Origin of the sequence: Rhizobium indicum (genome assembly GCF_005862305.2) — a bacterium.
GTDB lineage: Bacteria > Pseudomonadota > Alphaproteobacteria > Rhizobiales > Rhizobiaceae > Rhizobium > Rhizobium indicum.
On sequence record NZ_CP054026.1, the window covers coordinates 180,839 to 206,736 of the forward strand.

Below are 25,898 nucleotides of genomic sequence, written 5' to 3' on the forward strand. Positions count from 1 at the left end.
TTCCGATGAACGGACTTGGTGGTCTCAACAAATCCGAACACGGCGTCGGCATCGGCCTCGTTCAGCTCCAGCTGCCGGTGACCGTCACCAAAGCGGACTTGGCAAAGCAGACGCAGGTGATCGTCGATCTGGTGGCCAAGGCACGGCGCAACCAGCCGGGCATGGACCTCGTCATCTTTCCCGAATACGCGCTGCATGGCCTCTCCATGGACATCAATCCGGAGATCATGTGCACGCTCGACGGGCCGGAGGTCGCTGCGTTCAAGCAGGCCTGCAGCGACAACCGGATCTGGGGCTGCTTCTCGATCATGGAGCTCAATCCCGGCGGCATGCCCCATAATTCCGGCATCGTCATCGACGACCAGGGCGAGCTGAAGCTCTATTATCGTAAGATGCATCCCTGGATCCCCGTCGAGCCCTGGGAGCCCGGCGATCTTGGCATCCCTGTCATCGAGGGCCCGCGGGGCGCCAAGCTTGCGCTGATCATCTGCCATGACGGCATGTTCCCGGAGATGGCGCGCGAATGCGCCTATAAGGGCGCCGAAATCATGATCCGCACCGCCGGCTACACGGCGCCGATCCGCGATGCCTGGCGCTTCACCAATCAGGCCAACGCCTTCTGCAACCTGATGGTTACCGCGAATGTCTGCATGTGCGGCTCGGACGGCACCTTCGATTCCATGGGTGAAGGCATGATCTGCAATTTCGACGGCACGATCATCGCCCACGGCACCTCCGGCCGCGTCAACGAGATCATCACCGCCGAGGTGCGTCCCGATCTGGTGCGCGAGGCCCGGCTCGGCTGGGGGGTGGAGAACAATATCTACCAGTTCGGCCATCGCGGCTATGTCGCCGTCGCCGGCGGCGCCCAGGATGCGCCCTACACCTACATGCACGACCTTGTCGCCGGCAAATACCGCCTGCCATGGGAAGACGAGGTAAAGGTCAAAGACGGCACGTCCTGCGGATTTGACAAGCCGATGCGCCGTTACGGCGAACCCCTCAAACCTGCCGCGGAATAGGAGAGAGAATGATGGACGCGATGGTCGACACCAAGGGGCATTTTATCGACGCCGATCCGTATCCGTGGCCCTATAACGGCGCTCTGCGGCCTGATAACACCGCCCTCATCATCATCGACATGCAGACCGACTTCTGCGGCAAGGGCGGCTATGTCGACCACATGGGCTACGACCTGTCGCTGGTGCAGGCGCCGATCGAACCGATCAAACGTGTGCTGGCCGCCATGCGGGCCAAGGGCTACCACATCATCCACACCCGCGAGGGCCATCGCCCCGACCTCGCCGATCTGCCGGCCAACAAACGCTGGCGCTCGCAGCGGATCGGCGCCGGCATCGGCGATCCTGGCCCCTGCGGCCGCATCCTGACGCGTGGCGAACCCGGCTGGGACATCATCCCGGAACTCTACCCGATCGAAGGCGAGACGATCATCGACAAGCCCGGCAAGGGTTCGTTCTGCGCCACCGACCTCGAACTCATCCTCAACCAGAAGCGCATCGAGAACATTATCCTCACGGGGATCACCACCGATGTCTGCGTCTCGACGACGATGCGCGAGGCGAACGACCGCGGCTACGAATGCCTGCTTCTGGAGGACTGCTGTGGTGCGACCGACTACGGAAATCACCTCGCCGCCATCAAGATGGTGAAGATGCAGGGCGGCGTCTTCGGCTCGGTCTCCAATTCCGCGGCTCTAGTCGAGGCGCTACCCTGATGCCGTCATTGCGTGCCCATGTCTTTCGCGTGCCAGCCGACGGCCCCGATGACGTTGCCGGCGTCGAGGCGCTCTTTGCCAGCGGCCTTCAGGCGAACGACGTCGTCGCCGTTCTCGGCAAGACGGAAGGCAACGGCTGCGTCAATGATTTTACCCGCGGTTATGCCACCCGCAGCTTCGAGACATTGTTCAGTAGATATGGCGTCGACGGCGTCTCGATCATCATGTCCGGCGGCACCGAGGGGGCGCTCTCGCCGCATTGGACGGTTTTTGCGCGTGAAACAGTAGAAACCCCGGGCGAACGGGCGCTGGCCATTGGTGTGTCGCGTACCCCCGCGCTGCCCCCCGAACATCTCGGGCGCCGGGAACAGATCCTGCTCGTTGCCGAAGGCGTGAAGTCCGCGATGAGGGATGCTGGCATCGATGATCCCGCCGATGTCCATTTCGTGCAGATCAAGTGTCCGCTGCTCACCTCGCGCCGGATTGCCGAGGCCGAGGCAGCAGGCAGGACGGTCGCAACCCACGACACGCTGAAATCCATGGGCCTCTCGCGCGGCGCTTCGGCTCTCGGCGTCGCCGTGGCACTCGGCGAGATAGATGCGACATCGATCAACGATGCCGACATCTGCACACGTTTCGATCTCTTTTCCCGCTGCGCCTCAACCTCGTCCGGGGTCGAACTCACCGATCACGAAATCATCGTCCTCGGCATGAGCGCAAAATGGTCCGGTCCGCTGTCGATCGACCACGCGGTCATGCGGGATGCGATCGACGCGCATTCCGTTAGGAAAGCCCGCGAACGCCTGCCGGAAAACAGCCGGCTGGCGGCGGTTCTCGCCAAGGCCGAGCCGGACCCGTCCGGCAGGATCGGCGGCAGGCGCCACACGATGCTCGATGACTCGGATATTGCAGGCACCCGCCATGCCCGTGCCTTCGTCGGCGGCGTTCTCGCCGGCATCTTCGGCATTACCGATCTCTATGTGTCCGGCGGCGCCGAACACCAGGGTCCGCCCGGCGGTGGTCCCGTCGCCATCATCGTCGAAAAGGAGCAATGAAGTGAGCACAGTCCGCGACACGCCCCTTCCGCAAGCCGGCAAGGCCGTCGGCATCGAGACGCTCGATATGACCATGCGTTTCGGCAGCTTCACCGCGCTCGACAACGTCTCGATCGCCGTTCCGGCCGGGTCTTTTCACGCGCTTCTCGGCGAAAACGGCGCCGGCAAGTCGACGCTCGTCAAATGCATCATGGGCTTCTATCACGCCACGTCAGGCTCGCTGTCGGTCGATGGCCGCGAGGTGGCGGTTGCCTCACCCAAGGATGCCGCGGCCTATGGGCTCGGCATGGTCTACCAGCATTTCACACTGGTTCCCTCGCTCACCGGCGCGGAAAACCTGGTCATCAGCCGCACCGAAGTGCCCGCGGTGATCAACTGGGCCAGGGAGCGCAGGGATCTGGCGGGTTTCATGGAGCGCATGCCGTTCAAGATCCCGCTCGACAGGCCGGTGAGCGAGCTTGCTGCCGGCGAAAAACAGAAGCTCGAAATCGTCAAGCAGCTCTATCTCGGCCGCTCCTTCCTGGTGCTCGACGAGCCGACCTCGGTGCTGACGCCGGCCGAAGCCGATGAGATGCTCGGTATTGTCCGCGGGATGACCGAGCGCGGCGAGCTCACGGTGCTGATGATCTCCCACAAGTTCCACGAGGTGACGAAGTTCGCCGACGCCGTCTCGATCCTGCGGCGCGGCAAGCTGGTCGGCACCGGTAAGGTCGGCGAGCTCTCCACCGCCGAGATGGCGGGGATGATGATCGGCGACGTCAAGCTCGCCGAGCTCGACAGCCGTCTGCCGGTGGCGGAAGCGGCCAAATCCGTGCTCACTGTAACCCAGGTGAAAGCTCCGGATCGCTCCGGCCTGAAGATGATCGAGATCGACGCGCTGACGGTTCGCTCCGGCGAGATCGTCGGCATCGCCGGCATATCCGGCAACGGCCAGAAGGAGCTGACGGAAATCCTGGCCGGCCAGCGCCCGACCGATAGCGGCGAGGTCATGGTCAATGGCGAGACTTACGGCGCCACCCGTGACGAGACCCGCAAGAACAGGGTGCGTTTCATCCCCGAAGAGCCGTTGCAGAATGCCTGCGCGCCCAAGATGACCGTGAGCGAGAACCTTGCGTTCCGCACCTTCGACGTGAAGCTAGACGGCAAGGACGCGATCTGGCTGAACAAGGGCAGCATGAAGAAGCGTGCGTCGGCATTGATCTCCGACTTCAAGGTCAAGACGGCCTCTTCCTCCTCGCCGATCGCAGCACTTTCGGGCGGCAACGTACAGCGGGCGGTGCTCGCCCGCGAACTGACGGGCGAGGTAGATCTGCTGATCGTCTCCAATCCCTGTTTTGGGCTGGACTTCTCCGCGGTGGCGGAAATCCGCGCCCGGATCATGAAGGCCCGCAATTCGGGCGCTGCCGTGCTGCTGCTCTCCGAAGACCTCGACGAACTGCTCGAGATGTCCGACCGCATCATGGTCATTTCGGAAGGCAGGCTGGTTTATGAGACACCGGCGCGTTCGGCCGATATCGGCGTGATCGGCGCCCACATGGCGGGACATCACTGATGATGGAGATCAAGGCAGAGCCTTTCGCCTTTCCGGTGAAGCACGATGAGCTCGCCCTCATCGTCATCGACATGCAGCGTGATTTCGCCGAGCCCGGCGGCTTCGGCGCCAGCCTCGGCAATGACGTCAGCCGCATCACCAGGATCGTGCCCGACGTCAAACGCCTGATCCAGGGCTTCCGCAATGCCGGCCTGCCTGTCATCCATACGATGGAGTGCCACCGGCCTGATCTCTCCGACCTGCCGCCGGCCAAACGCGACCGGGGCAATCCGTCGCTCAGGATCGGCGACCAAGGCCCGATGGGCCGCATCCTGATCTCGGGCGAGCCCGGCACGGCAATTCTTCCGGAACTTGCTCCTGTGAAGGGCGAAGTCGTCATCGAAAAGCCCGGCAAGGGCGCCTTCTACGCGACCGACCTCGGCACCGTGTTGCAGCAGAAGGGCATCAAGCAGCTCGTCTTTGCCGGTGTCACCACCGAAGTCTGCGTGCAGACGACGATGCGCGAAGCAAACGACCGCGGCTATGAATGCCTGCTCGCCGAGGAGGCGACGGAAAGTTATTTCCCCGAATTCAAAGCCGCCGCCATCGCCATGATCCGCGCCCAGGGCGCGATCGTCGGCTGGACCGCCCATGTCGACGACATTCTGGAAAGCATCGCTCATGCCTGAAACGACCCGCGAACGCCTGACATCAGGCGGCTGGAAGGAGCTGGAATTCGGCCCTTTCCGCGATGCTGTCACCATTCACTGGATCCGCCCTTTCGAGGGCGATCAGCCGGGCGTGGCGCTGTTGAAATATGAGCCCGGCGCCTCTGTTCCCCGCCATCGCCACGAGGGGCTCGAAACCATCCTGGTGCTCGATGGCGTTCAATCCGACGAGACGGGCGATTACATCAGCGGCAGTTATATCGTCAACGCGCCGGGCAGCGAACACTCGGTCTGGAGCGAGACCGGCTGTATCGTGCTCATCCAGTGGGACCGGCCCGTGAAAATACTCGAAGAGGAAACTGCCTGAACCCGGCACCCGCCTTGGAGATCGGCCCGACGATCCGGAAGGACATGAGCTTCACAGCAGCATCGAGGCTCCACGATCGATATAGGTATCCAGAAATTGCTCGAGCCGGGGGTTTCTCGGTCGTTTGAAGACGTCCTGCGGCGGGCCGGTGAACAGCACCTTGCCGTGATCGAGAAAGACGATCTGCTGGCCGACCGTTGCGGCAAATCCGATCTCGTGGGAGACGACGACCATCGTCATGCCCTCGGCGGCGAGATCGCGCATGACGTTCAGCACTTCGCCGGTTAGCTCAGGATCGAGTGACGAAGTCGGCTCGTCAAAGAGCATGATCTTCGGGTTGAGAGCAAGCGCCCGGGCGATGGCAACGCGCTGCTGCTGCCCTCCCGAGAGCTGCGACGGATAGTGCCCTGCCCTGCCCTCGAGGCCGACCTTGACGAGCTGGGCCATTGCCCGCTCCTCGGCATCCCTACGGCTCATCTTGTGAACGGTCTTCAGCGCTTCGCTGACATTGCCGAGCGCCGTCATATGCGGCCAGAGATTGAACTGCTGAAAAACCATGCCGATCTGCGATCGAATTTGCCGGTTCACTGCGGCCGGCACTCGCTCACGGATGCCCTTGGCGTTTTCCGCAAAGCCAAGCACCTCGCCGTTGACGGTGATCGTCCCCTTGGTCGATTCCTCGAGAAAGGCCATGCAGCGCAGCAGCGTACTTTTGCCGGAACCCGACGGGCCGATGACGCAGGAAACCTGCCCCTGAACGATATCGAGGTCGATGCCGTGCAGCACGGTGGAGCCGCCGAAGGTCTTGACGAGATTTTTGACTGCGATCGCAGGAACGCTCATATGTTGAAAAACCTGAATCTGGTGAGTTTCGTTTCGGCGAGATGGCCGAGCCAACCGGTGATTTCGACCAAGGCCCAGTAGAATAGGGCGAGCACGAAGAGCGCCTCGACGAAAGCATATTGCTGCGAGCCGATGGCGCTCAGTGTCGCCGTCAACTCCGGCACGGTAATGATGGACAGCACGGCCGTCTCCTTCATCAGGATGATCGTCATGTTGACCGAAGGCGGCAAGACCAGCATGGTCATCTCCGGCAGCAATATGCGTCGGATGATCTGCCCTTGTGTCAGGCCAACGCATATCCCGGCCTCGATATGTCCCTTTGGGACGGCGGCAAAGCCCGAGCGGAATATCTCACTGAAATAAGCCGCGCCGTAGATGGAAAGGCCGATGACGCCTGCCGGGATCGGATCGAGCGATAATCCGACGAATGGCCCGCCGTAGTAGACGAGGAATATCTGAATCAGGAACGGCGTGCCGCGGAGCACCGCGATGACAATGCCGAACGCCTTGTCCAGCATGACGCCGCCAAAACGTCTGGCGACGGCGATAAGGAAGCCGAGCACGGCAGCGGCCGGGGTGGTGATGATCCAGATGACGATGGTGACCCATGCACCGCTGAGGATTTCCGGCAAGTTGCTGAAGATCACATTGATGTCGAAGGTCATCGCGGCACTCCTGGCAGGGAGCGTTCGATCAGGCCGCCCGCAAGGGCAACGATCCAATTGATGACGAGATAGATCAGGCCGGCGGAAGCGAAAATCTCGAGCGGCAGGAAGGTGCTGCCGGCAAGGTCCTGGGCCATGCGCGTCAACTCGATGACCCCGACGACCGAGACCAGCGAAGACGCCTTCAGGATAAGGATCGCTTCGTTGACGAGCGCCGGAAAGGTCAGGCGCAGGGCGATCGGCGCCTTGATACGGCGGAAGATCTGAACGGGTGTCATGCCGACCATTTCGGCAGACTCGACAAGGCCTGCGGGAACGCTGGAAAAACCGCCGCGCAGATTTTCAGCCTGATAGGCTGCAGTACATAGCGAAAGACCAATGATGGCCGCAACGATGCTGGGCACGTTGAGGCCGATCGCCGGCAGCAGGTTATAGATCAGCAGCAGTTGCACCAGCAGCGGCACGCCGCGAAAGAAACTGATGAAAATCCGCGCCTGCAGCGCGAGGAGCCGTTGCCGCGACAGCAGCATGGCGGAAACAATGACGGCGATCGCAAAGCCGATCAGGATAGAAACCACGCTGATCGTCACCGTGTAGATCGCGGCTTGCAGAAGCAGTTCGAAAAGCTTGATGGACATGGGCGGTGTTAGCCTGGGCGCTGCGGCCGTGAACTCTGATGCCACGGCAGATTGCGCCCCGACCACTGGCGGGGCGCGTTCGTTTCACCGGCAGCTAATCAGAATGCCGGGTCCTTGACAGCATCGGGCGTATCAAAAGATGCACCGAACCACTTCTTCTGCAGCTCAGCCATGCGTCCATCTGCCTTGATCTTGAGCATCGCGGCATCGATCGCATCCATCAGCGGGGCGTGATCGGCATCCTTGAGACCGATGAAGCCGAAGTAGGACTTCTTGCCGAATGGCGGCAGGACGACTTCGAACGTGCCCTTTCGCTGGCTGGCGACGAAGGCGATATTCGGCAGCGAGTTGGCAACGCCGGCAATGCGCCCGGCTGCGAGATCGGCGTAGGATTCGGTAAAGGCCGGATATTCGCGCACGTCGACCTTGGTCGGCAGCGTCTCGGAGAATTCCTTCAGCTGGTCGAGCTGGGCAGTTGCCTTGCCGACGCCGATCTTCTTGCCGGCAATATCTTCCGGCTTGCTGATCGTCGCATCGCCAGCCTTCTTCAGGATCGCAATCGTCGCTTCGGCGATCGGCGGCGTGAAGCGATAGCGCTCCAAGCGCTTCTTGGTGATCGTTGCAGGACCCGCGACGACATCGAACTTGCCGGCCTCGAGCGCCGGAAAGACACCATCCCAGGGAAGAGCTACCCACTCGATCTTGACGCCGAGTTCCTTGCCGATCTCGGCAAAGAGGTCGACGTTCAAGCCGGTATGTTCACCGGCATCGATATAGTCGAACGGTGCGAAAGCCGTTTCGGTGCCAACCTTGAGGGTGCCGGCTGCCTTGACGGTTGCCAGCGTGTCGGCGGCATGGGCGGAAACGGCTGCTCCGATGAGGAACGCAGCGCCGACCAGACCCTTCAGCAGTGAATGTGCCTTCATGATCATCTCTCCAGTTTTTATTCCCCGGGCGGGGGAGTTTTGGTTCCCGACTTCGATTTCCTCTGCGCGGATTTCTATGCTCCGCTTTTGACTATACAAATAGATATAGGCTGGCCTAGAGTGTCAATGTAAAAGACGAGGAACGCAAAATTTGTGCCGGATGGCGTCGATCTCGCTGGCATGACCGTTGCGGATTCATGGTCGCTGACGCCGGATGAGGTACGGGCTTGGTGTCGATTTATCAGCGCATTTTCACGGATATCGAAACGAAGATCATCAGCGGTGATTGGCGGCCGGGTGACCGTATTCCCGTCGAGCACGAACTGGTAGCGGAATATCGATGCTCGCGCATGACGGTCAGCAAGGCGCTGTCGGCGCTGGCCGAGCGTGGCATGATCGTCAGACGGCGCAAGACCGGTTCGTTCGTCGCATCGCCCCAGATCGACCGCACGGTGATGGATATCCAGGATATCAGCACCGAAGCGGAACTGGCCGGGCACGAGCACCGCTTCGAAATCCTCGCCCGCAAGATCGAGCGCCTTGGAGAGGCGGAGGCGCAGCAGCTGTCGGAGCCTGCCGACGCAGAGGTCCTCAGGCTTCAATGCCTGCATATCGTCGACGGCAGACCGAATGCAATCGAGCGACGGATCATCATGCTCGATGCTGTGCCACGGGCGAGAGAGGAGAGCTTTGCTTCAATTCCGCCCGGCAAATGGCTGCTTGAGCAGGTGCCCTGGTCCAAAGCCAAACATGTCATTCGTGCCGTCTCGGCCGATACCGTGACGGCCCGAATCCTGCAGACGGAGAGGGGCGAGGCCTGCCTTAGCCTCATCCGCCAGACCTGGCAGAACGGCCGCACGGTGACATATGTCGAGTTTACCCATCCAGGCGACCGGTTCCAGTTTGCGGGGACGTTTCATCCGGCAGCAAATTGAGTTCGACGCCAATCACGAGAGGCTCCGCAAGTGACCGATGAGCGCTTCAAGACGATCCCGCTGAAGGGCTTGCAGGCCTTCGAGGCGGTGGGGCGCTGCGGCGGCGTGACGGCCGCGGCACTGGAACTCAACGTTTCGCCGGGAGCAATCAGCCAGCAGGTTCACAAAATCGAAAGCTTCCTTGGCGTTTCGCTTCTCGAGCGCAGCGGACGAACCGTCGAGCTGACTGCCTGGGGCCGGCTCTACCACCAGGAGATATCGAAGGGATTTGAGCAATTCGCGCTCGCCGGGCAATTGCTGGAAAAGGCGCGCAATGAGACAGCATTGGTTCTCAGTGCGCTTTCCTCCGTCGTCAACAAATGGATCGGCAGGCGCATCTTCGACTGGCAGGCGCTTCATCCCGACGTGCAGGTGAGGATCATCGGACGCGACAGAGAGCCCCGCATCGGCTTCGACGATATCGATTTCCGCGTGAGCTACGGGTCGGACGTGCTGCAGCACGAACATTATACCGAACTGTTTCGCGATTGGGTGGTGCCTGCCTGTTCGCCGGCGCTGATGCAGGATCGCGCGCATGCGGTTCGCGATCTCTTCGAACAGCCCCTCCTCCATGTCGAGTGGGAACGGCACTTCACCCCCTACCCCAGCTGGGCGGAGTTTGCCGCCAAGGCCGGTGTCTCCTTCGACGCGTCAACGCCAGGCCTTTCCTTCACCCTGTCGAGCAGTGCTATTGACGCGGCCGTTAACAAGCGCGGCGTCGTGCTCGCACAAATGTCGATGATATCCGATGAGCTCGAGGCGCAAACGCTCGTCATTCCGGTCGACCTGCGCATTGCACTGCGTGAAAGCTACTTTCTCGCCTGGGACCGTGCTGCCTTGCAGAAGCCCCACGGGCGCGAATTCCGCGACTGGCTCATTGCTATTTCCCGTCAGCAGGCCCTGGCGTCCGCGCCTAAGCCGATACTTTAGAAAAACTAAAACGGAACCTAGCTGAGCGATATTGATGAAAATTTGCGCCTGGCGATAATTTGCGCAGTCGCCCTCCACCGTTGGCGGCGTGGCCGACATAGCAGGAGAGCTCGATGGCGCGAACCGACAAGATGAAACTCGGGACTTTCGTCTATACTTTCGGCTTTCACCCTGCCTCCTGGCTGCATCCGGCAAGCGACGTCAATGGCGCCAACGACTTCGCCCATCTGCTCAATGTCGCCAAACGATCCGAGGCGGCCAAATTCGATTTCATGTTCATGGCGGATTCTCCTGCCGCCGCCGTCGGCGATCCGAAAGCGCTTGCCCGCATTCCGACCAAGATGAACCGTTTCGAACCGCTGTCGCTGCTTTCGGCTCTGGCGGTCACCACCAATGATCTCGGTCTCGTGGCGACGGTGTCGACGAGTTATTACGAACCATACAATGTGGCGCGCCTGTTCGCCTCGATCGACCATCTGAGCAAGGGGCGTGTCTGCTGGAATGTCGTCACCTCCGATCACGACGAAACCGGCTACAACTTCAATCGCGAGGGGCTCGACCCGCATGCGCTGCGTTACGAGCGCGGCAACGAGTTCGTCGATGTCGTGTTCGGCCTCTGGGACAGCTTCGAGGACGGCGCACTGCTGCTCGACCGTGAAAACGGCATCTATTACGACGAGGACAAACACCACACACTCAATCACAAAGGCAAACACTTCCAGGTTCGCGGCCCCCTTAACATCGCGCGAACGCCCCAAGGCCGCCCCGTCATCGCCCAGGCGGGCGGCTCGGAGCCCGGAATGGACATGGCGGCACGCACGGCGGAGATCGTCTTCAGCCTCGCATCGAATATCGACCGCAACCGGGCCTTCTATGAAAACGTCAAGCGCCGGATGCCGGCCCATGGGCGCGATCCGGACGATTTGAAAATCATGCCGGGCATCGTGATCAACGTCGGTAAAACTGAAGCCGAGGCAAAGGCGAAGGTCGACTATCTGATCGACAAGATGCATCCGGATGTCGGCCGGCTGATGCTCTCCGAATTTCTGGAAGCGGACCTGCGCGACGTCGCACTCGACAAGCCTTTCCCCATGGATCGGCTGCCGGCGGCGCCCAAGGGATCGCGCGCCCTGTTCGACGAGCTGGTCGATTTCGTCAGAAGCGGCCGCACCGTCGGCGAGCTCATCCGGCACTATGCCGAGAAGCATACCGGAAATGGCATGACGGGCACGCCGGCCCAGATTGCCGACTTCATGGAGGAATGGTTCGAGACGCGTGCGGCCGACGGCTTCATCCTGATGTTTCCGACCTTGCCGTCCAGTCTCGACGATTTCGTGCGGCTTGTCCTGCCCGAGCTTCGCCGCCGCGGCCTGTTCCGTCAGGAATACGAGGGCAAGACCCTGCGCGAAAACCTCGGTCTTTCCATGCCTGTCAATCGCTTTGCCAAAACGCAAGAGCCGGCCCGATGAGCACCGAGGCTTTGATCAGCGAAGCGGACTTCAAGCTTTCGATGCGGCATCTGGCGGGCGCGGTCAGCGTGATTACGGTCGGCGACGGGCAACACCGCACCGGCTTCACGGCAACGTCGGTCTCCTCGCTTTCGGCAGAGTTGCCGTCCGTCATCGTCAGCGTCAACCGAGCGTCTTCCTCATGGCCGGCGCTGCAGCGGTACGGCTGCTTCTGCGTCAACGTGCTCGCCGCCGACCAGCAACAGGTGGCGCAATCCTTTGCCGGTCTTGACGGACGAAAGGGCGCCGAACGCTACAGCAATGCAGGATGGTATCGTCTCAAGACCGGCGCGGCGGTCCTTGAAAATGCCCTGACGGTCCTGGACTGCAAGCTCGAAACCGCATTCCACTACAATTCCCATGCCGTTTTGGTCGGACATGTCTGCGCAATGGAAATCCGGCAGGGCATAGGGCCGCTGCTCTACTGGCGCGGCGGCTATCATGAACTTCCGGCGGAGGTTGATCAAAACGGTCTAGCGAAGGCGCTCGGACAATAGCCCAATCGAGGCGACATCCGCATTGGCAAAGGCAAGTCTGAGGTATCGCTCTTGGCCCTCGCCGAAATAAGCGCCGGGTAGACAAACGATGCCGGATTCCTTGGCGAGTTTTTCGGCAACCTCGGAAGACGATTTATCGGCGTGGGGATGGCGGACAAAGGCGAAATAGGCGCCGATCGCGCCGATCTCCCAATCCGGCAGCCCGGAAAAGACCAACCTCAAAGCATCCGCCCGGCGGGCAATCTCCAGCCGGTTGCCGGCCCGCCAGTCGGCGAGCGCCGGGATCGCCGATGCAACGGCGATCTGAGGCGAGCGCGGTGCGCAGATCTGCATATTGTCCATCACCTTGGCGATCTCGGCGACAAGTTTGGGGCCTGCCGTGATTGCACCCAGCCGATGACCGGGGATGCAGAAGGATTTCGAGAAGCTGTAGAGAAGAACGAGCGTGTCTTCCCAGCCCGGCTCGGAGAGGAGTGAGTGCGGCCGTCCGTAATCCTCGCCGAGGAAATCGCGATAGGTTTCATCGAGGATCAGCCAGGCGCCATATTTCCGGCAGAGTACAAAAAGCTCATGCAGCAGGCTCGGCGGATACACTGCCCCGGTGGGATTGTTGGGTGTCACGACGGCAAGCGTCTTCGCGCCGGCCGCAAGGGCCGCCTCGGCCGAACTTAGATCGGGAAGAAACCCGCTGGCGGGGTCACAATCGACCAATCGGCGTCCGATCCCAAGCATCGACAGCGTCGTGTCGTAGTTGAAATAGAAGGGATTGGTCAGCGCCACCGTATCGCCCGCTCCCGCAAGCGCGATCGCCGTACACATGAACGCCTGATTGCAGCCGGCGGTAATATGAATATTCCCGGCGGAAAGGGCGGCACCGTAAAGCGCGGCAAGATGAGCCGCGTAGGTCTTGCGCAACAGAGGTTCGCCCTCGATCGGCCCGTATCCCGTCATCGCCTGTTGTCCGGCCGCCTCGGCAAGAAGCCGAAGCATCTCCGGATGCGCGGGATAGCCGGGCACGGCTTGCGACAGATCGATGAGCGGCCCTTTTTCTCTTTTGTATTCGCGGCTCCAGGCGACGACGGAGGGAATGGGCGGGGCAGAGAGGCGGGCAACGAGGGAATTGGGTTTTGCAGCGATCATATCGATTTCTCTTTGATACCGATTGCTACAACGATACCAATTGTTTTCTCAACCTCTTTGTCTGACGAGACGGACCTGAAGCGGAGACACATGCGCATGGTGTGGGACAAAACGCGGCTGGAACAGCTGCGCGCAGAATTTGCAGACGCCAATGGCGGCGAGATATTCGATGAGAAGTTTCGCAAAGTGGCGGAGAAGATCATCTCCAAGAGCGGCACGAGACTGGCGCCCTATGCCGGAGTGCCGACCTTCCTCAGCGCACCCTACATGCAGGTCGCAGCCGATGATCCGGATTTCGGCAATCTCCAGGTTGCGATCACCGGAATCCCCATGGATCTCGGCGTCACCAATCGCCCAGGCTCGCGTTTCGGACCGAGGGCACTTCGCGCCATTGAAAGGATCGGCCCCTATAATCACGTTCTCGCCACGGCGCCGGTCTTCGATCTTCGGGTCGCCGATATCGGCGACATATCGTTCCAAAGCCGTTACCGGCTGGAACTCAGCCATGATGACATCGAAAAGCGCATCGGCCAGATCGTCGACGCCGGGGTTGCCCCGCTTTCCGTCGGGGGCGATCATTCCATCAGCCACCCGATTTTGAAGGCAATCGGTCGGCAGCAACCGGTCGGCCTCATTCATATTGATGCCCATTGCGATACGAGCGGCGCTTTCGATCAGACGAAGTTTCATCACGGCGGGCCGTTCCGTAATGCGGTGCTGGATGGCGTGCTCGATCCGACACGGACGATCCAGATTGGCATCCGTGGTTCGGCGGAATATTTGTGGGAATTCTCCTATGCCTCGGGAATGACCGTGATCCACGCAGAGGACATCAGCGGAATGGGGATTCCTGCCGTCATTGCCAAGGCAAAATCCATCGTCGGCGACGGCCCGACCTACCTTTCCTTCGACGTCGACAGCCTCGATCCGAGCTTTGCGCCCGGCACGGGCACGCCCGAGGTCGGTGGATTGACCACGCGTGAAGTCCTTGAACTGATACGCGGGCTGAAAGGGATAAACCTGGTGGGGGGTGATGTCGTCGAAGTGGCTCCGCAATATGACGCAACGACCAACACGGCGCACGCCGCGGCACAAGTGCTCTTTGAGATTCTGAGCCTCATGGTGTTTAGTCCCTCGATCGGCAAACGCTAAGGCCGACCTCTCGGTCATCTCCATGTCATTCGTGGCGATGAGCAGTATTGCTGCGAAGGCTGTATCGCCACACCAGGCTCTAGCCAACGCCCCTCAAAAATTCCTCGGTCTCCATGAGTTCGAGCTGCACGGAGAACCGATCGTGCAGAAGTTCCAGTGACGCGTCATGCGTATCGTCGGCGCCGCTGCACACGGCGTCTCTTAGGACGATGACACGATAGGCGAGATCGATCGCGCCGAGCGTCGTGGCAAGCACGCAGACATCCGTTTCACCGCCCGTTATCACAAGCGTATCGACCCGCTCCGACTGAAGGATCGGATAAAGGCGGCCGTCGATCCAAGGGGAATAGGTGCGTTTGTCGAAATGCCTTGCCGGCGGAACCAGCGATGCCAGCGATGAAGAGAGATCGATGAGGCCGCGCGGCAGATGTTCGCCCGTCATCATCCACCATTTCCGGTAATAATCCCGCCATTTCCCCGGCATGTCATCCGCACGCTCGGGTGGCAGGAAGCGGGTAAAGATCGTTCGGGACGGATGCCGCCCGGCCAGCTCTTCGATCTGGGGAGAGATCCGTGCCATCCAGGGAACGTGCCACGGCGTGTCTTCGGCAAACATCCGCTGCATGTCGACGCAAAGGTGCCGCCACTCCCCAACCTCGCCCATCAGATCCTCCATCCGGTCTTCGGGCGTCAACCGCGACGCGGGGCGAAAGTTCCTCTAACCTACGGAAGATCCGAAGCCTCTCACGCGACGGCGCCTCGGGCGGTCGTGAGTAACCCAGTGGCACTCTCAACTTTCCGGAAACTGTCAAGGTCGCCAAGAGGAACGGGTTTGGAGAAGAAGTAGCCTTGGAGGTCGGTGCAGCCGAGGGCGGCCAGAAAGTCGCGTTGATATTCGGTTTCGACCCCTTCAGCCGTCGTCGAGATACCGAGGTTGCGGCTGAGCGCGACGATGGCACCGATGATTGCCGCCCCGTTGGCTTTGGTGCCGAGCTGTGAGACGAACGAACGATCGATCTTGATGCGGTCGATATCGAAGCGCACCAGATGGCTGAGGCATGAAAAGCCGGTTCCGAAATCATCCAGCGAAACCTGAACACCCCGGCTGCGTAGCGACTTCAGCACCGTATAAACGTCCGAGTTGTCTTCGATGAGCGAGGACTCGGTGAGCTCGAGCTCAAGCCGGGACGGCTGCAGGCCGCTCTCCTCAAGCACGGCGAAGACTTCCTCGGCGAAATTTGGTCTTCTCAACTGGGCGGGAGACACATTGACCGCAACGAATGTGTCTTCCGGCCATTTGCAGGCGGCTCTGCAGGCCTCGCGCAAGACCCAGAAACCGAGAGCGTCGATGAGGCCGCCCTCCTCGGCGACAGGGATGAAGCTGGCAGGCGTCAAGAGCCCGCGCTGGCTGTGACGCCAGCGCACCAAGGCCTCCGCGCCCGACGCCGCGTATCCTGCCTCAGCGCGATGCACCGTTTGGTAATAGACCTCGAGCGATCCGAAGTCCGGCCTGTTCACAATCGGATCGGATTGCGGACCGTCGGCGGATGAGGCCGTGTCTTTGGCCAGAACTTCCCGCAATTCGTTCTTGAGAATGTCGCGCGCATTCCGGCCGCCATCCATGGACGGTGAATAGAGACGCCACTGGCCCCTGCCCCCCATCTTTGCCTCGTACAGCGCGACGTCGGCGTAGCGCATGATGTCATCGGCATTCCGCCCGGCATTCGGCACGACTGTCACGCCGATCGAGCCGCCGACGCGCGCGACCGCCTCGCCCCTCAAAAGCGGGAAGGGTTTGCCGAGTTCGGCAACGATCGCTTCGCATATTGCCGGCAAAACATGGTCATGATCTTTGATGTCCCGGAGAAGCAGGGCGAATTCGTCCCCTCCGAGCCGGGCAAGCGTGTCGCCCGGACGAAGCTGGGAGCGGATCCGCTCCGCAGCCATCCTGATGAGTTCATCGCCGGCGGCATGGCCGAACGTGTCGTTCACCGCTTTGAAGCGGTCGAGGTCGAGAAGCGCGACTGCCGAGCGTTCTGTCGAATTCTGCGTCTCGGCAAGGCACTCGTCGAACCTCATCGCGAACAAAGCGCGGTTGGGAAGATCGGTCAGCACATCATGCAAGGCAAGCTGCCTTGCATGCAGCTCGCTTCTCTTCAGCTCGCCGAGACTGCTTCGCAGGCGCACCAGCAAGACCGAGAACAGGATCGCGATCACCAAGGCGGCAATCGAAAGCGCCGGCATCAATCGGCCGATCACCCTTGAACCTGGAAGATCGGGCCGCCATACGATGAAGCCGATCGGTTCGCCGTTTGCCGTGGCGTCGATCTGGAACGCAACCTCGTTTTCGTCTGCATCGGCCGTGCGCGCGAAGCGCGCGCCGTTGAGGCCCTGCTCCCGGCTCAATTCGTCCAGCGCCGCACCATCGATAAAGCGCACGACGATCAAGAATTGCCGCATCGGCTGCTGCTGTCCCCCGCCAGTCTCGTTAATGGCGACGACGCCCACGATGGTCGGCCGGCCCTCCAACCGCATCAGATTGGCCAGAGCACGGTTGGAACGCGCGGCGTTGGCAAGGCGGGCTTCCATTGAGGATGGCGTTCGTTCGTTCAAAGCCGTGCTTCGCCTGACGCCAAAGCGGGCATCCTTAAGGAGAGGCAAAAAGAGAGGCTTCATCCAGCGGTACCGCTTCTCCGTTTGGGCGTCCGCCAGCATGAGCAGTTGAGCCTTTTCGTCGACGACAAAGGCCTGATCGTAGCCGAACGCAGACATCGCCGTCTGGCTGATCGCACTCCCGGCTGCCGCCGTCAAAACGGCATCGAGGCTGGAGGAGCCTTCGGTCGGCAGGGCGGCAGGATAGACACGTGCGAGGTAACCATTGCCGAACTGGCCGATAACATGCGCGACTTGATCGACCTGTTCGCGCAGGCGGGCATTCACAAGCTGGCGCTGTCGATCAAGGGCTGCAGCGTCGCTCTCGGTTCCTGCCCAGAGCGCCGAAAGCACGACAAGTCCGATCGCTCCAAGCCCGCTAACGGCAATAAGAAACAGAATTCTTCCCGAAGCGATCCAGGATTGCTGAAACGTGTTGGAGCTGGAAGGAAGAACGATGTGCAAGCGTAGACCCCTGAACACCACGACGCGGGCGCATTCGTCGACGCTAACAAAGAAGCGTTCACGTAGAATTAAAAGCTGTGAGCCACTATGGCGCGAGATCGACTATGCCCTAAGGAGCTCCCGACGATGTTGCGCATATCCATTCAGACTATAGTGCGCGGAGCGCTGATGGCGGGCGGGATCGGTATCTTTTTGGCGGCCTCGCCGCTCGAGGTGGCTGCGCAAGATCGCACGCCGATGAGAATTGCCGTCGAAGGTGCGTTTCCGCCCTTCAACTATCTCGATGCAAATAACAAGCTTCAGGGCTTCGACATCGATATTGCCAATGCTCTCTGCGAGGTTGGCAAGTTCGAATGCCAATTTATCATCGAGAAGTGGGACGACATCATCCCCGATCTCGTTGCCGACAAATACGACGCGATCATCTCATCCATGTCGATGAGCCTCGAGCGGCGTCAAAAGGTTGCCTTCACTGAAAAATACTACAACAGCCCGTCGGTGTTCATCGCCCGGAAGGATTCGTCAATCAGCGATGTCAGCCCCGCCGCCCTCAGCGACAAAATTCTTGGGGTGACATCGTCGACGGCGCAGGAATCCTATGCCAACCATCTCTATCCAGAAATGAAAAGGACGGTTTTTCGGTCTTCGCCGGAATTGTACAAGGGCCTGGCAGATGGGAGCGTCGACATTATCCTCGAGGATAAACTCGCCATCTACGACTGGATTGCCAACACCAAGGCAGGGGGCTGCTGCGAGTTCAAAGGGCCGGATCTGATCGACGTCACATATTTCGGTGAAGGTGCCGGGATCGCGCTGCGCCTGGATGACAAGGAGCGTCTGACGCGCCTGAACGAAGCGTTGAAGAGCATCAAGGCGGACGGGACCTATGACATGATCAACGCAAAATATTTCCCGTTCAGCATCCAGTAGTTCGCCGGCCAACTTTCGAGAATGCGGGATGGTCGGGTTTTCCGCCCGACCATCCCTACCAAGTCCTTCGGTCGTATCGCTATGCGGCTTTCGCGACCTCTCCGTGCGGATCGAGGACATATTTCGTCGCCGCTCCCTGGTCGAAGCTCTCATATCCATTGGCGGCATCGTCGAGCGGGATGACCTTGGCGTTGACGATATCGGCAATTGGCAGTCGGTCGTGGAGGATCGCCTGCATGAGTTGACGATTGTATTTGATCACCGGAGTCTGGCCGGTGTGGAAGGACTGTGCCTTGGCCCATCCGAGGCCGAAGCGGAGCGAAAGATTGCCGTGTTTGGCGGCGTTGTCGACGGCGCCCGGATCCTCGGTGACATAGAGGCCGGGAATGCCGATCGAACCCGCGGCTCGGGTAATCTCCATCATCTGATTGAGCACGATCGCCGGCTGTTCCCCGCCCGAGTGGCCGCGTGCCTCGAAGCCGACCGCATCAATGGCGCTGTCCACCTCGTTGGTGCCGACGACCTGCGCGATCATGTCGCCAAGACGGTCGCTCTTCGACAGGTCGATCGGTTCGAAACCGACCTTTGCCGCATGCGCCAGACGGTCCTTGTTGAAATCGCCGATCATCACGACAGCAGCGCCGAGAATGCGAGCCGAAGCCGCAGCGGCAAGGCCGACCGGGCCGGCGCCGGCGACATAGACGGTCGAGCCGACCCCAACGCCTGCACGCACCGCGCCATGGAAGCCGGTGGGCAGAATGTCGGAGAGCATAGTGAGATCGCGGATCTTCGCCATTGCCTTGTCCCGATCGGGGATTTTCAACAGGTTGAAATCTGCATAGGGGATAGTGACGTAGCGCGCCTGTCCGCCGATCCAGCCGCCCATGTCGACATAACCGTAAGCACCGCCGGCGCGGGCCGGGTTGACCGTCAGGCAGACACCGGTATCCTGAGACTTGCAGCAGCGGCAACGGCCGCAGGCGACATTGAAAGGCACCGAGACGATATCGCCGATGTCGAGCATCTCGACGTCGATGCCTTTCTCGATGATCTCGCCAGTGATTTCATGACCGAGGACCAGGCCCGGCATCGCCGTCGTGCGGCCGCGGACCATGTGTTGATCGGAGCCGCAGATATTGGTCGATATCACCTTCAGGATGACGCCGTGTTCGATGCGGCGGCCGTCGGGCGCTTCCAGCTTCGGATCGTCGATGTCGCGCACTTCGACCTTGCCAGGACGGAGATAGACGACGCCTCTATTTTTGCTCATGGATTCCTCCCACTTGTTTGAATGCCTCGATCTGCAACCGATGCAGTCGATGGCAACCTTCCCTCCGGCCTGCCTCCTCTGCAGCCCGGTGTCCACAACACGAGGATACCGCCGCATCGGGCGATATTCGGATTGTCAAAACGGCAGATTGGGTGGAGAAGAGGATGAACGCCACGGTTTTCGCCTGTGGTTCCGCTCGTGACCGTCTGTCCGCAATCCGTCGATTTGCTGTGCAAGAGCTGGTTTCCGGCTCCAGAATCTCCTTTCGATCCATCACGATATCTTTCCGGATGTCTATCCGGCGATTTCCTTGAGGATTTCAGTTCTTCTACCGCTGCGGGGCAGCGCCGGCGTCAGGCCGGCGTCCCAATGGTCCATTTCGCCAGTTTGCGAGATAGCGCCTTGAACACCACTAACAAACCATGCCTGACGGACAACAGCGATCAAGAAAACGACATGGGCGCAACTCAAAGACGACAGTCGGCAAAGTCGCAATAGCGCTGCGCAGCGGAAATAATTGATCCCGCGAATACGGCGGTTTTCCGGATCGTCCCGGAAGATTTGATCGCCGCCTAAAGGCTTTAGGCGCGATGCGGTCGCCGGCTGCGGCTGACGTCGATGGCCGTGTGCCAGAGCACGGCGCCGAGGATGATCGCGCCGCCGAAAAAGGTAGCGACGGGCGGTTGCTCGGCAAACAACAGCCAGACCCAGAACGGCGTGAGTACGATTTCCATCGTGCCGATCAGCGCGGCTTCAGCCGGCGGCATCCGCTTCGCCCCGGCAAGGAAGAGCACCAGCGCCAGGGAGAAATTGGTCGCGCCGAAGGCGGCAAGAACGATCCAATTGTGCAGGTCGAGCGAGCCGACCGAACCGAACGGGGCAAAGATGGCCAGCGTCAGGAAGGCGCTGACGACGGTCGGCGGCAGGCTCGGCACGCCGGGATTGATGCGCGGAATGATGATGACCAGCGCGAAGGACGCCGTCATGCCGAGCGCCAGCAGATCGCCCACGCCGGTCCCTCCGCCGATCGACGAGGCGACGATGACGGCCACGCCGAGGAGCGAGATGCCGCCGGCAATCAGCGTCCGCCTGGAGACCCTCTCCCTAAGGATGACCCAGCCGAGCATGGCCGCGATGAAGGGCGCGGTCGCATAGATCATCGTCACATTGGCGACGGTGGTCATATAGAGCGCCCCGATGAAGCATACCTGACTGAAAGTCTGGCATGCGATCATCGCAAGACCGGACGGATGGAAGACGGATCGCCATTGCTGCCGTGAAATGCCCCCTTCGAGGAAAAGGCAGGGGATCAGCAGGAACAGGCCACCGAACAACGATCGCCAGGCGATCGCCGTCCACACATCGGTCGTCAGGAGTCGCGAATAGACGCCGCTCGCGCTCCAGGCAAGTGTCGCGGCAACGATGAGAAGCACACCCTTCTCGTGCTCGCTGACTGCGAGGCGTCTGGCCGGATTTTCAATTGTCACGCAGATATTCTCAAAGAAGGAAGTCGAACGCGGCTCATTTGTGCGTCAAGAATTGACATCAGACAAACGAATAGTAGAGATAGCTGTCATCGATTTTTTAAATGGCTGTCTCATGCACGAACCGATTGAGAGCGACCTGCTCAGAACTTTCCTGGTCGTTGCCGAGACGTCGAATTTCTCCGCAGCCGCCCAGCGCATCGGGCGGACGCAATCGGCCGTCAGCAGCCAGATCAAGAGGCTCGAAGAGACGATCGGCGAAACCCTGTTCGATCGGGGCGCCCGCGGCGTGCTGCTCACGCGCCCGGGCCTGCAACTCGTACCCTATGCCCGCCGGATCATCGATCTGTTGAGCGAGGCCGCCGCGACGATCCGCAGCAAGCCGCTGGACGGACCGGTGCGCATCGGAATTCCCGAGGAATACAGCCAGACGGTGCTGCCGGCAGCCCTTGCGGCTTTCGCTGTACGCCACCCGGCCGTCGAGGTCACCGTGTCCTGCGACTACACAGTCCGCAACCTCGCCGCCCTCGAGCGGGATGAGCTCGATCTGGCCGTCGTTTTCGACTGGAGCGATGAGACGAAAGGCGAGGTCATCTGCATTGATCCCACAGTCTGGGTCACATCGATGGTCCACCGGCTGCACGACATCGATCCCCTGCCGATTGCGACCTATCGCAACTCCACCTGGTCACGCGATTTTGCGCTCCGGTCGCTGGAGCAAATCGGCCGCAACTATCGGATCGCCTTCATCGCCGATACCGGCTCGGGGCTGAAGAATGCCGTCACCGCAGGCCTTGCCGTCACCACGCTTTCCCGCAGCAGCATTCCGCCCGGCTGCCGGGAACTCACCGCTGAAGACGGTTTCCCGCCGGTTGATTCCTCCAAAGTCGTGCTCCGCCGGAGCACTTACCGTTCCAGCGAGGCCGTTCGGGAACTTGCCGAAATGATACGGGACGCGTTCCAGCCTATGCCCGCATCTCCGATGGCGTGACGCGGCGGCGCAGGCGACGCCGGGTTTCGGACGGGCTCTCGGAAAAACTCGCCCTGTAGCTTCTCGCAAAGGCGGAGGCCGAATTGAAGCCGGTCGCCGCTGCGATGTCGGCGAAAGAGGCTGTCGTCTCGATCACCTTGCGGCGCGCCGCGTTCAGGCGCAGCGCGAGATAGTGCACATGCGGCGGCGCGCCGATGCTCTGCTGGAAGAGATCCTGCAGATGCCGGGCGCTGATGCCTACCCTGCGGGCCAGCCGCGTGAGAATCAGAGGCTGCTCGATATGCTCCTCCATCAGCCGCACCGCCTGCGCCACGCGGGGATCGTGCATGCGCAGACCAGCCGAGGCTGCGGAAAGCTGCTCATCGGCATGGAAGGAAGGCTGCTCGTAACGGAACAGCCGGCTGACCTCGAGCGCCAGCGAATAACCCTGCCGTTGCCTGATCACCTCCAGCATCAGGTCGACGGTCGGAAGCGAACCTGAGGTCGTCAGCCGCTTGCCGTCGATGACGAAACGATCCTTGACGGCCCGCACCTCAGGATAGGCCAACGCAAAATCCTCGTAGTCCTCCCAGTGGACGGTCGCCGGCAGCCCGTCGAGCAGGCTGGCTTCGGCCAGCAGCCATGTGCCGGACTCGATGCCGGCAATCACCGTGCGATAGCGGGCGGCCTGGGAGAGCTGCATCTTGAGCGCCGGCGTAGCACTTCGGCGCCAGTTGTAGCTGGCAAGCACGAACAGCGGCGTATCCTCGGTCGTCGCCTTGAAAGCGCCTTGCGCGGGCACGGCAATATTGCTGGTGGTCGGGACCGGTGCTCCGTCCGGGGTGAGCAGCCGCCAACGATAGAGCTCACTGCCGGAAATGCGATTGGCGCCGCGCAGCGGCTCGATGACCGAGGCGATCAGGATCAGGTTCGCGTCCGGTAGGACGAGAAGGTCGATATCGAGCCGTTCCGTCGATCGCTGCAGCAAGGCCATCTCCCTCGGGTTCCGATAATGTATCGATTGCTTCCGAAATTGCAACGCATTGCCCATCCATCCTGTCGCGTAATGCGGACAAGACGAGGGAGAACAAAAACATGCCTCTTGCGATGAACCGCGATGTTTTCATCACCTGTGCCGTCACCGGCGCCGGCGACACGGTTTCCAGATCCAGCCACGTGCCGATCACTCCCAAGCAGATCGCCGAATCCGCCATCGACGCGGCAAAGGCCGGTGCGGCGGTCGTTCACTGCCATGTCCGCGATCCGGAAACGGGTGCCGCCAGCCGGCGCAACGATCTCTACAGGAAGTCACCGACCGCATCCGCTCGGCCGATGTCGATGTCGTCCTCAATCTCACTGCCGGCATGGGCGGGGACCTGATCTTCGGGGATGTCGAAAGCCCCCTTCCCCTCAATCCTAAGGGCACGGATATGGCGGGCGCCACCGAGCGCGTCAGCCATGTCGCCGAATGCCTGCCTGAGATCTGCACGCTCGACTGCGGCACGATGAATTTCAACCTCGGCGACTACGTCATGACCAACACGCCGGCCATGCTGCGGGCGATGGCGAAGAAGATGACCGATCTCGGTGTGCGCCCCGAGATCGAGGCCTTCGACACCGGCCATCTCTGGTTTGCCAAGCAGCTTGCCGAGGAAGGCCTGATCGAAGACCCGGTGCTGATCCAGCTCTGCATGGGTATTCCATGGGGCGCGCCCGACGATCTCAATACCTTCATGGCGATGGTCAACAACGTGCCTGAGAGTTGGACCTTCTCGGCCTTTTCGATCGGTCGCAATGCCATGGCCTATCCGGCAGCCGCCGTTCTGGCGGGCGGCAACGTGCGCGTCGGCCTGGAGGACAACCTCTTCGTCGGCAAGGGCCAGCTCGCCACCAATGCTCAGCTCGTCGAAAAGGCCGTGCAGGTGGTCGAGGGCATGGGTGCCCGGATCATCGGTCCGGAAGACGTTCGCAAGAAACTCAAACTGACGAAGCGCTGAGGACGGCATGACAGGGATCAACAAGGCGGCTTGTATCGGCGGCGGCGTCATCGGCGGCGGATGGATCGCGCGTTTTCTGCTGGCCGGCGTCGACGTGAACGTGTTCGATCCGCATCCGGAAGCAAGCCGCATCGTCGGCGAAGTGCTCGCCAACGCCGAAAAAGCCTATGCCATGCTGACCGGCGCACCCCTGCCGCCGCGCGGCAGGCTGACCTTCTGCACGACGCTCGCGGAAGCCGCCGCCGGCGCCGACTGGATTCAGGAAAGCGTGCCGGAAAGGCTCGACCTCAAGCGCGGCGTCCTGAATGAGATCGATGCCGTGGCGCGACCGGACGCCCTGATCGGCTCTTCCACATCAGGCCTGCTGCCGACCGATTTGCAGCGCGACATGAAGCATCCCGAGCGCTTCTTCGTCGCCCATCCCTATAATCCCGTCTATCTCTTGCCGCTCGTCGAAATCGTCGGCGGCGAGAAGACCTCGGCGGCGACCATCAAGGCTGCCATGGAGCGACTGCCGCCGATCGGCATGAAGGGCGTCCACATCGCCAAGGAGATCGAGGCCTTCGTCGGCGACCGGCTGCTCGAAGCGCTCTGGCGCGAGGCCCTGTGGCTGATCCACGACGACATCTGCACCGTCGAGACCCTCGATGACGTCATCCGCTACTCTTTCGGCCTGCGCTGGGCGCAGATGGGCCTGTTCCAGACCTATCGCATCGCCGGCGGCGAGGCCGGAATGCGCCACTTCCTCGCCCAGTTCGGCCCCTGCCTGGCCTGGCCCTGGACCAAGCTTACCGATGTCGTCGATCTCGACGATCCGCTGATCGAAAAGATCGGCCAGCAATCCGACGAACAGGCGGCCGGCCGCTCGATCCGTGAACTCGAACGCATCCGCGACGAAAACCTCGTCGGCATCCTGCAGGCCCTCAAGGGCGGCGATGGCGGCAAGGGCTGGGGCGCGGGCAAACTGCTGAAAGACTTCGAGCAATCGCTGTGGGCAGGAGGCGGCGGGACGATTAAGTCTTTCGATCCGTCGAAGCCGCTGAGGCTCGTCGAGACGAAAGTCAGCCCAGCCTGGGTCGATTATAACGGCCATATGACCGAACACCGCTACCTCCAGGTTTTCGGCGATACGTCAGATGCGCTGCTGCGTCTCATCGGCGTCGATCTCGCCTATGTCGAGGCGGGGCAGAGCTACTATACGGTGGAGACCCATATCCGCCATCTCGGCGAGGCAAAGCTCGGACAGGCGATCCATTCGACCTGCCAGATCCTGTCCGTCGACGAGAAGCGGCTGCACGTCTTCCACACGCTTCACGATACGGCGACGGGCGAGGCACTTGCCACCGCCGAGCACATGTTGCTGCATGTCGACAGCAAGGCGGGCAAAGCCGCGCCGGCGCCAGCTGGCGTCCTCGACAAGGCGAAGGCGATCGCCAGAGCCCATGCGGAGTTGGCAGCGCCTGAAGGCGCCAGCCGTCACGTCGGCCAGAAACGGTAGGAG

General features: G+C 61.3%; 24 protein-coding genes, 1 pseudogene and 1 riboswitch. Of the genes and pseudogenes, 15 read left to right on the forward strand and 10 right to left on the reverse strand.

The annotated features are described in order from the left end of the window. The first annotated feature begins 5 nt into the window (after positions 1–5). Genes FFM53_RS35650 through FFM53_RS35675 form a run of 6 tightly spaced genes read left to right on the forward strand, consistent with a single transcriptional unit; the run spans position 6 to position 5,356 of the window. Entirely contained in the window at positions 6–1,022 is a 1,017-nt protein-coding gene (locus FFM53_RS35650) for a formamidase (RefSeq protein WP_138390102.1), read from the forward strand. An 11-nt stretch (positions 1,023–1,033) separates the two neighbouring features. Beyond that, positions 1,034–1,735, forward strand: coding sequence for a biuret amidohydrolase (biuH, locus tag FFM53_RS35655; RefSeq protein ID WP_138390292.1), 702 nt, complete (start codon positions 1,034–1,036; stop codon positions 1,733–1,735). Further along, positions 1,735–2,790: a cyanuric acid amidohydrolase gene (gene atzD, locus FFM53_RS35660; protein WP_138390103.1), complete on the forward strand. Its 1,056-nt coding sequence runs from the start codon at positions 1,735–1,737 to the stop codon at positions 2,788–2,790. The genes biuH and atzD overlap by 1 nt, the downstream gene beginning before the upstream one ends. 1 nt (position 2,791) lies before the next feature. Then, positions 2,792–4,342 carry an ABC transporter ATP-binding protein gene (locus FFM53_RS35665; RefSeq protein ID WP_138390104.1) on the forward strand — a complete coding sequence of 517 codons (1,551 nt, stop codon included), beginning with the start codon at positions 2,792–2,794 and terminating at the stop codon, positions 4,340–4,342. Continuing rightward, positions 4,342–5,010, forward strand: coding sequence for a cysteine hydrolase family protein (locus tag FFM53_RS35670; RefSeq protein WP_138390105.1), 669 nt, complete (start codon positions 4,342–4,344; stop codon positions 5,008–5,010). The genes FFM53_RS35665 and FFM53_RS35670 overlap by 1 nt, the downstream gene beginning before the upstream one ends. Then, positions 5,003–5,356, forward strand: a complete 354-nt coding sequence (locus FFM53_RS35675; RefSeq protein WP_062944042.1) for a cupin domain-containing protein — start codon at positions 5,003–5,005, stop codon at positions 5,354–5,356. Before FFM53_RS35670 ends, FFM53_RS35675 begins: the two co-directional genes overlap by 8 nt. A gap of 51 nt (positions 5,357–5,407) precedes the next feature. Here the strand turns inward: FFM53_RS35675 and FFM53_RS35680 are convergent, their stop codons facing one another. The 4 genes from FFM53_RS35680 to FFM53_RS35695 all read right to left on the reverse strand — a co-directional run bounded on the left by FFM53_RS35680 (position 5,408) and on the right by FFM53_RS35695 (position 8,428). Beyond that, positions 5,408–6,199 (reverse strand): amino acid ABC transporter ATP-binding protein, encoded by a 792-nt coding sequence (locus FFM53_RS35680; RefSeq protein WP_138334657.1) that lies wholly within the window; start codon positions 6,197–6,199, stop codon positions 5,408–5,410. After that, positions 6,196–6,864 carry an amino acid ABC transporter permease gene (locus tag FFM53_RS35685; protein ID WP_138390106.1) on the reverse strand — a complete coding sequence of 223 codons (669 nt, stop codon included), beginning with the start codon at positions 6,862–6,864 and terminating at the stop codon, positions 6,196–6,198. The genes FFM53_RS35680 and FFM53_RS35685 overlap by 4 nt, the downstream gene beginning before the upstream one ends. Further along, on the reverse strand, positions 6,861–7,502 hold the full coding sequence (locus tag FFM53_RS35690) for an amino acid ABC transporter permease (protein WP_138334659.1): 642 nt from the start codon (positions 7,500–7,502) through the stop codon (positions 6,861–6,863). The genes FFM53_RS35685 and FFM53_RS35690 overlap by 4 nt, the downstream gene beginning before the upstream one ends. Positions 7,503–7,600: 98 nt before the next feature. Continuing rightward, positions 7,601–8,428, reverse strand: coding sequence for a transporter substrate-binding domain-containing protein (locus tag FFM53_RS35695; protein WP_138390107.1), 828 nt, complete (start codon positions 8,426–8,428; stop codon positions 7,601–7,603). 227 nt (positions 8,429–8,655) lie between these two features. Between FFM53_RS35695 and hutC the strand changes: the two genes are divergently transcribed. The 4 genes from hutC (at position 8,656) to FFM53_RS35715 (ending at position 12,337) form a co-directional block, all read left to right on the forward strand. Next, entirely contained in the window at positions 8,656–9,363 is a 708-nt protein-coding gene (gene hutC / locus FFM53_RS35700; protein ID WP_138390108.1) for a histidine utilization transcriptional repressor HutC, read from the forward strand. Between the two features lie 30 nt (positions 9,364–9,393). Next, positions 9,394–10,332 (forward strand): LysR family transcriptional regulator, encoded by a 939-nt coding sequence (locus tag FFM53_RS35705; protein ID WP_138390109.1) that lies wholly within the window; start codon positions 9,394–9,396, stop codon positions 10,330–10,332. A gap of 113 nt (positions 10,333–10,445) precedes the next feature. Further along, positions 10,446–11,801: an LLM class flavin-dependent oxidoreductase gene (locus FFM53_RS35710; protein WP_138390110.1), complete on the forward strand. Its 1,356-nt coding sequence runs from the start codon at positions 10,446–10,448 to the stop codon at positions 11,799–11,801. Then, the gene (locus FFM53_RS35715) at positions 11,798–12,337 is read left to right on the forward strand and encodes a flavin reductase family protein (protein ID WP_138334664.1); all 540 of its coding nucleotides are present in this window, start codon (positions 11,798–11,800) and stop codon (positions 12,335–12,337) included. Before FFM53_RS35710 ends, FFM53_RS35715 begins: the two co-directional genes overlap by 4 nt. Here the strand turns inward: FFM53_RS35715 and FFM53_RS35720 are convergent. After that, positions 12,314–13,477 carry an aminotransferase gene (locus FFM53_RS35720; protein ID WP_138390111.1) on the reverse strand — a complete coding sequence of 388 codons (1,164 nt, stop codon included), beginning with the start codon at positions 13,475–13,477 and terminating at the stop codon, positions 12,314–12,316. The two genes, FFM53_RS35715 and FFM53_RS35720, sit on opposite strands and share 24 nt — an antisense overlap. A 96-nt stretch (positions 13,478–13,573) precedes the next feature. Here FFM53_RS35720 and speB point away from each other — a divergent pair, with 96 nt between their 5' ends. Continuing rightward, positions 13,574–14,629 (forward strand): agmatinase, encoded by a 1,056-nt coding sequence (gene speB / locus FFM53_RS35725; protein WP_138390112.1) that lies wholly within the window; start codon positions 13,574–13,576, stop codon positions 14,627–14,629. A 79-nt stretch (positions 14,630–14,708) separates the two neighbouring features. Here speB and FFM53_RS35730 read toward each other — a convergent pair whose 3' ends face one another. Beyond that, positions 14,709–15,293, reverse strand: coding sequence for a cysteine hydrolase family protein (locus FFM53_RS35730; RefSeq protein WP_138390113.1), 585 nt, complete (start codon positions 15,291–15,293; stop codon positions 14,709–14,711). A gap of 80 nt (positions 15,294–15,373) precedes the next feature. Continuing rightward, entirely contained in the window at positions 15,374–17,767 is a 2,394-nt protein-coding gene (locus FFM53_RS35735) for a putative bifunctional diguanylate cyclase/phosphodiesterase (protein WP_138334668.1), read from the reverse strand. 105 nt (positions 17,768–17,872) lie between these two features. On the opposite strand from FFM53_RS35735, the gene FFM53_RS35740 reads away from it, so the two are divergent. Further along, entirely contained in the window at positions 17,873–18,676 is an 804-nt protein-coding gene (locus FFM53_RS35740; RefSeq protein ID WP_138334669.1) for an ABC transporter substrate-binding protein, read from the forward strand. Positions 18,677–18,755: 79 nt separating this feature from the next. Here the strand turns inward: FFM53_RS35740 and fdhA are convergent, their stop codons facing one another. Next, entirely contained in the window at positions 18,756–19,946 is a 1,191-nt protein-coding gene (gene fdhA, locus FFM53_RS35745) for a formaldehyde dehydrogenase, glutathione-independent (protein ID WP_020047878.1), read from the reverse strand. A gap of 219 nt (positions 19,947–20,165) precedes the next feature. After that, a riboswitch (cobalamin riboswitch) is annotated at positions 20,166–20,366 on the reverse strand. 161 nt (positions 20,367–20,527) lie between these two features. Further along, positions 20,528–21,433: a DMT family transporter gene (locus FFM53_RS35750; RefSeq protein ID WP_138334670.1), complete on the reverse strand. Its 906-nt coding sequence runs from the start codon at positions 21,431–21,433 to the stop codon at positions 20,528–20,530. Positions 21,434–21,545: 112 nt separating this feature from the next. Between FFM53_RS35750 and FFM53_RS35755 the strand changes: the two genes are divergently transcribed. Next, positions 21,546–22,421: a LysR substrate-binding domain-containing protein gene (locus FFM53_RS35755; protein ID WP_138334671.1), complete on the forward strand. Its 876-nt coding sequence runs from the start codon at positions 21,546–21,548 to the stop codon at positions 22,419–22,421. On the opposite strand, the gene FFM53_RS35760 is transcribed toward FFM53_RS35755, so the two are convergent. Further along, entirely contained in the window at positions 22,396–23,394 is a 999-nt protein-coding gene (locus tag FFM53_RS35760; protein ID WP_138334672.1) for a GlxA family transcriptional regulator, read from the reverse strand. The genes FFM53_RS35755 and FFM53_RS35760 overlap by 26 nt on opposite strands. A 101-nt stretch (positions 23,395–23,495) precedes the next feature. On the opposite strand from FFM53_RS35760, the pseudogene bcoG reads away from it, so the two are divergent. Beyond that, a pseudogene (bcoG, locus tag FFM53_RS35765) lies at positions 23,496–24,397 on the forward strand (3-dehydrocarnitine:acetyl-CoA trimethylamine transferase BcoG). Positions 24,398–24,404: 7 nt separating this feature from the next. Further along, positions 24,405–25,895, forward strand: coding sequence for a carnitine 3-dehydrogenase (locus FFM53_RS35770; RefSeq protein ID WP_138390114.1), 1,491 nt, complete (start codon positions 24,405–24,407; stop codon positions 25,893–25,895). The last annotated feature ends 3 nt before the right edge of the window (positions 25,896–25,898 follow it).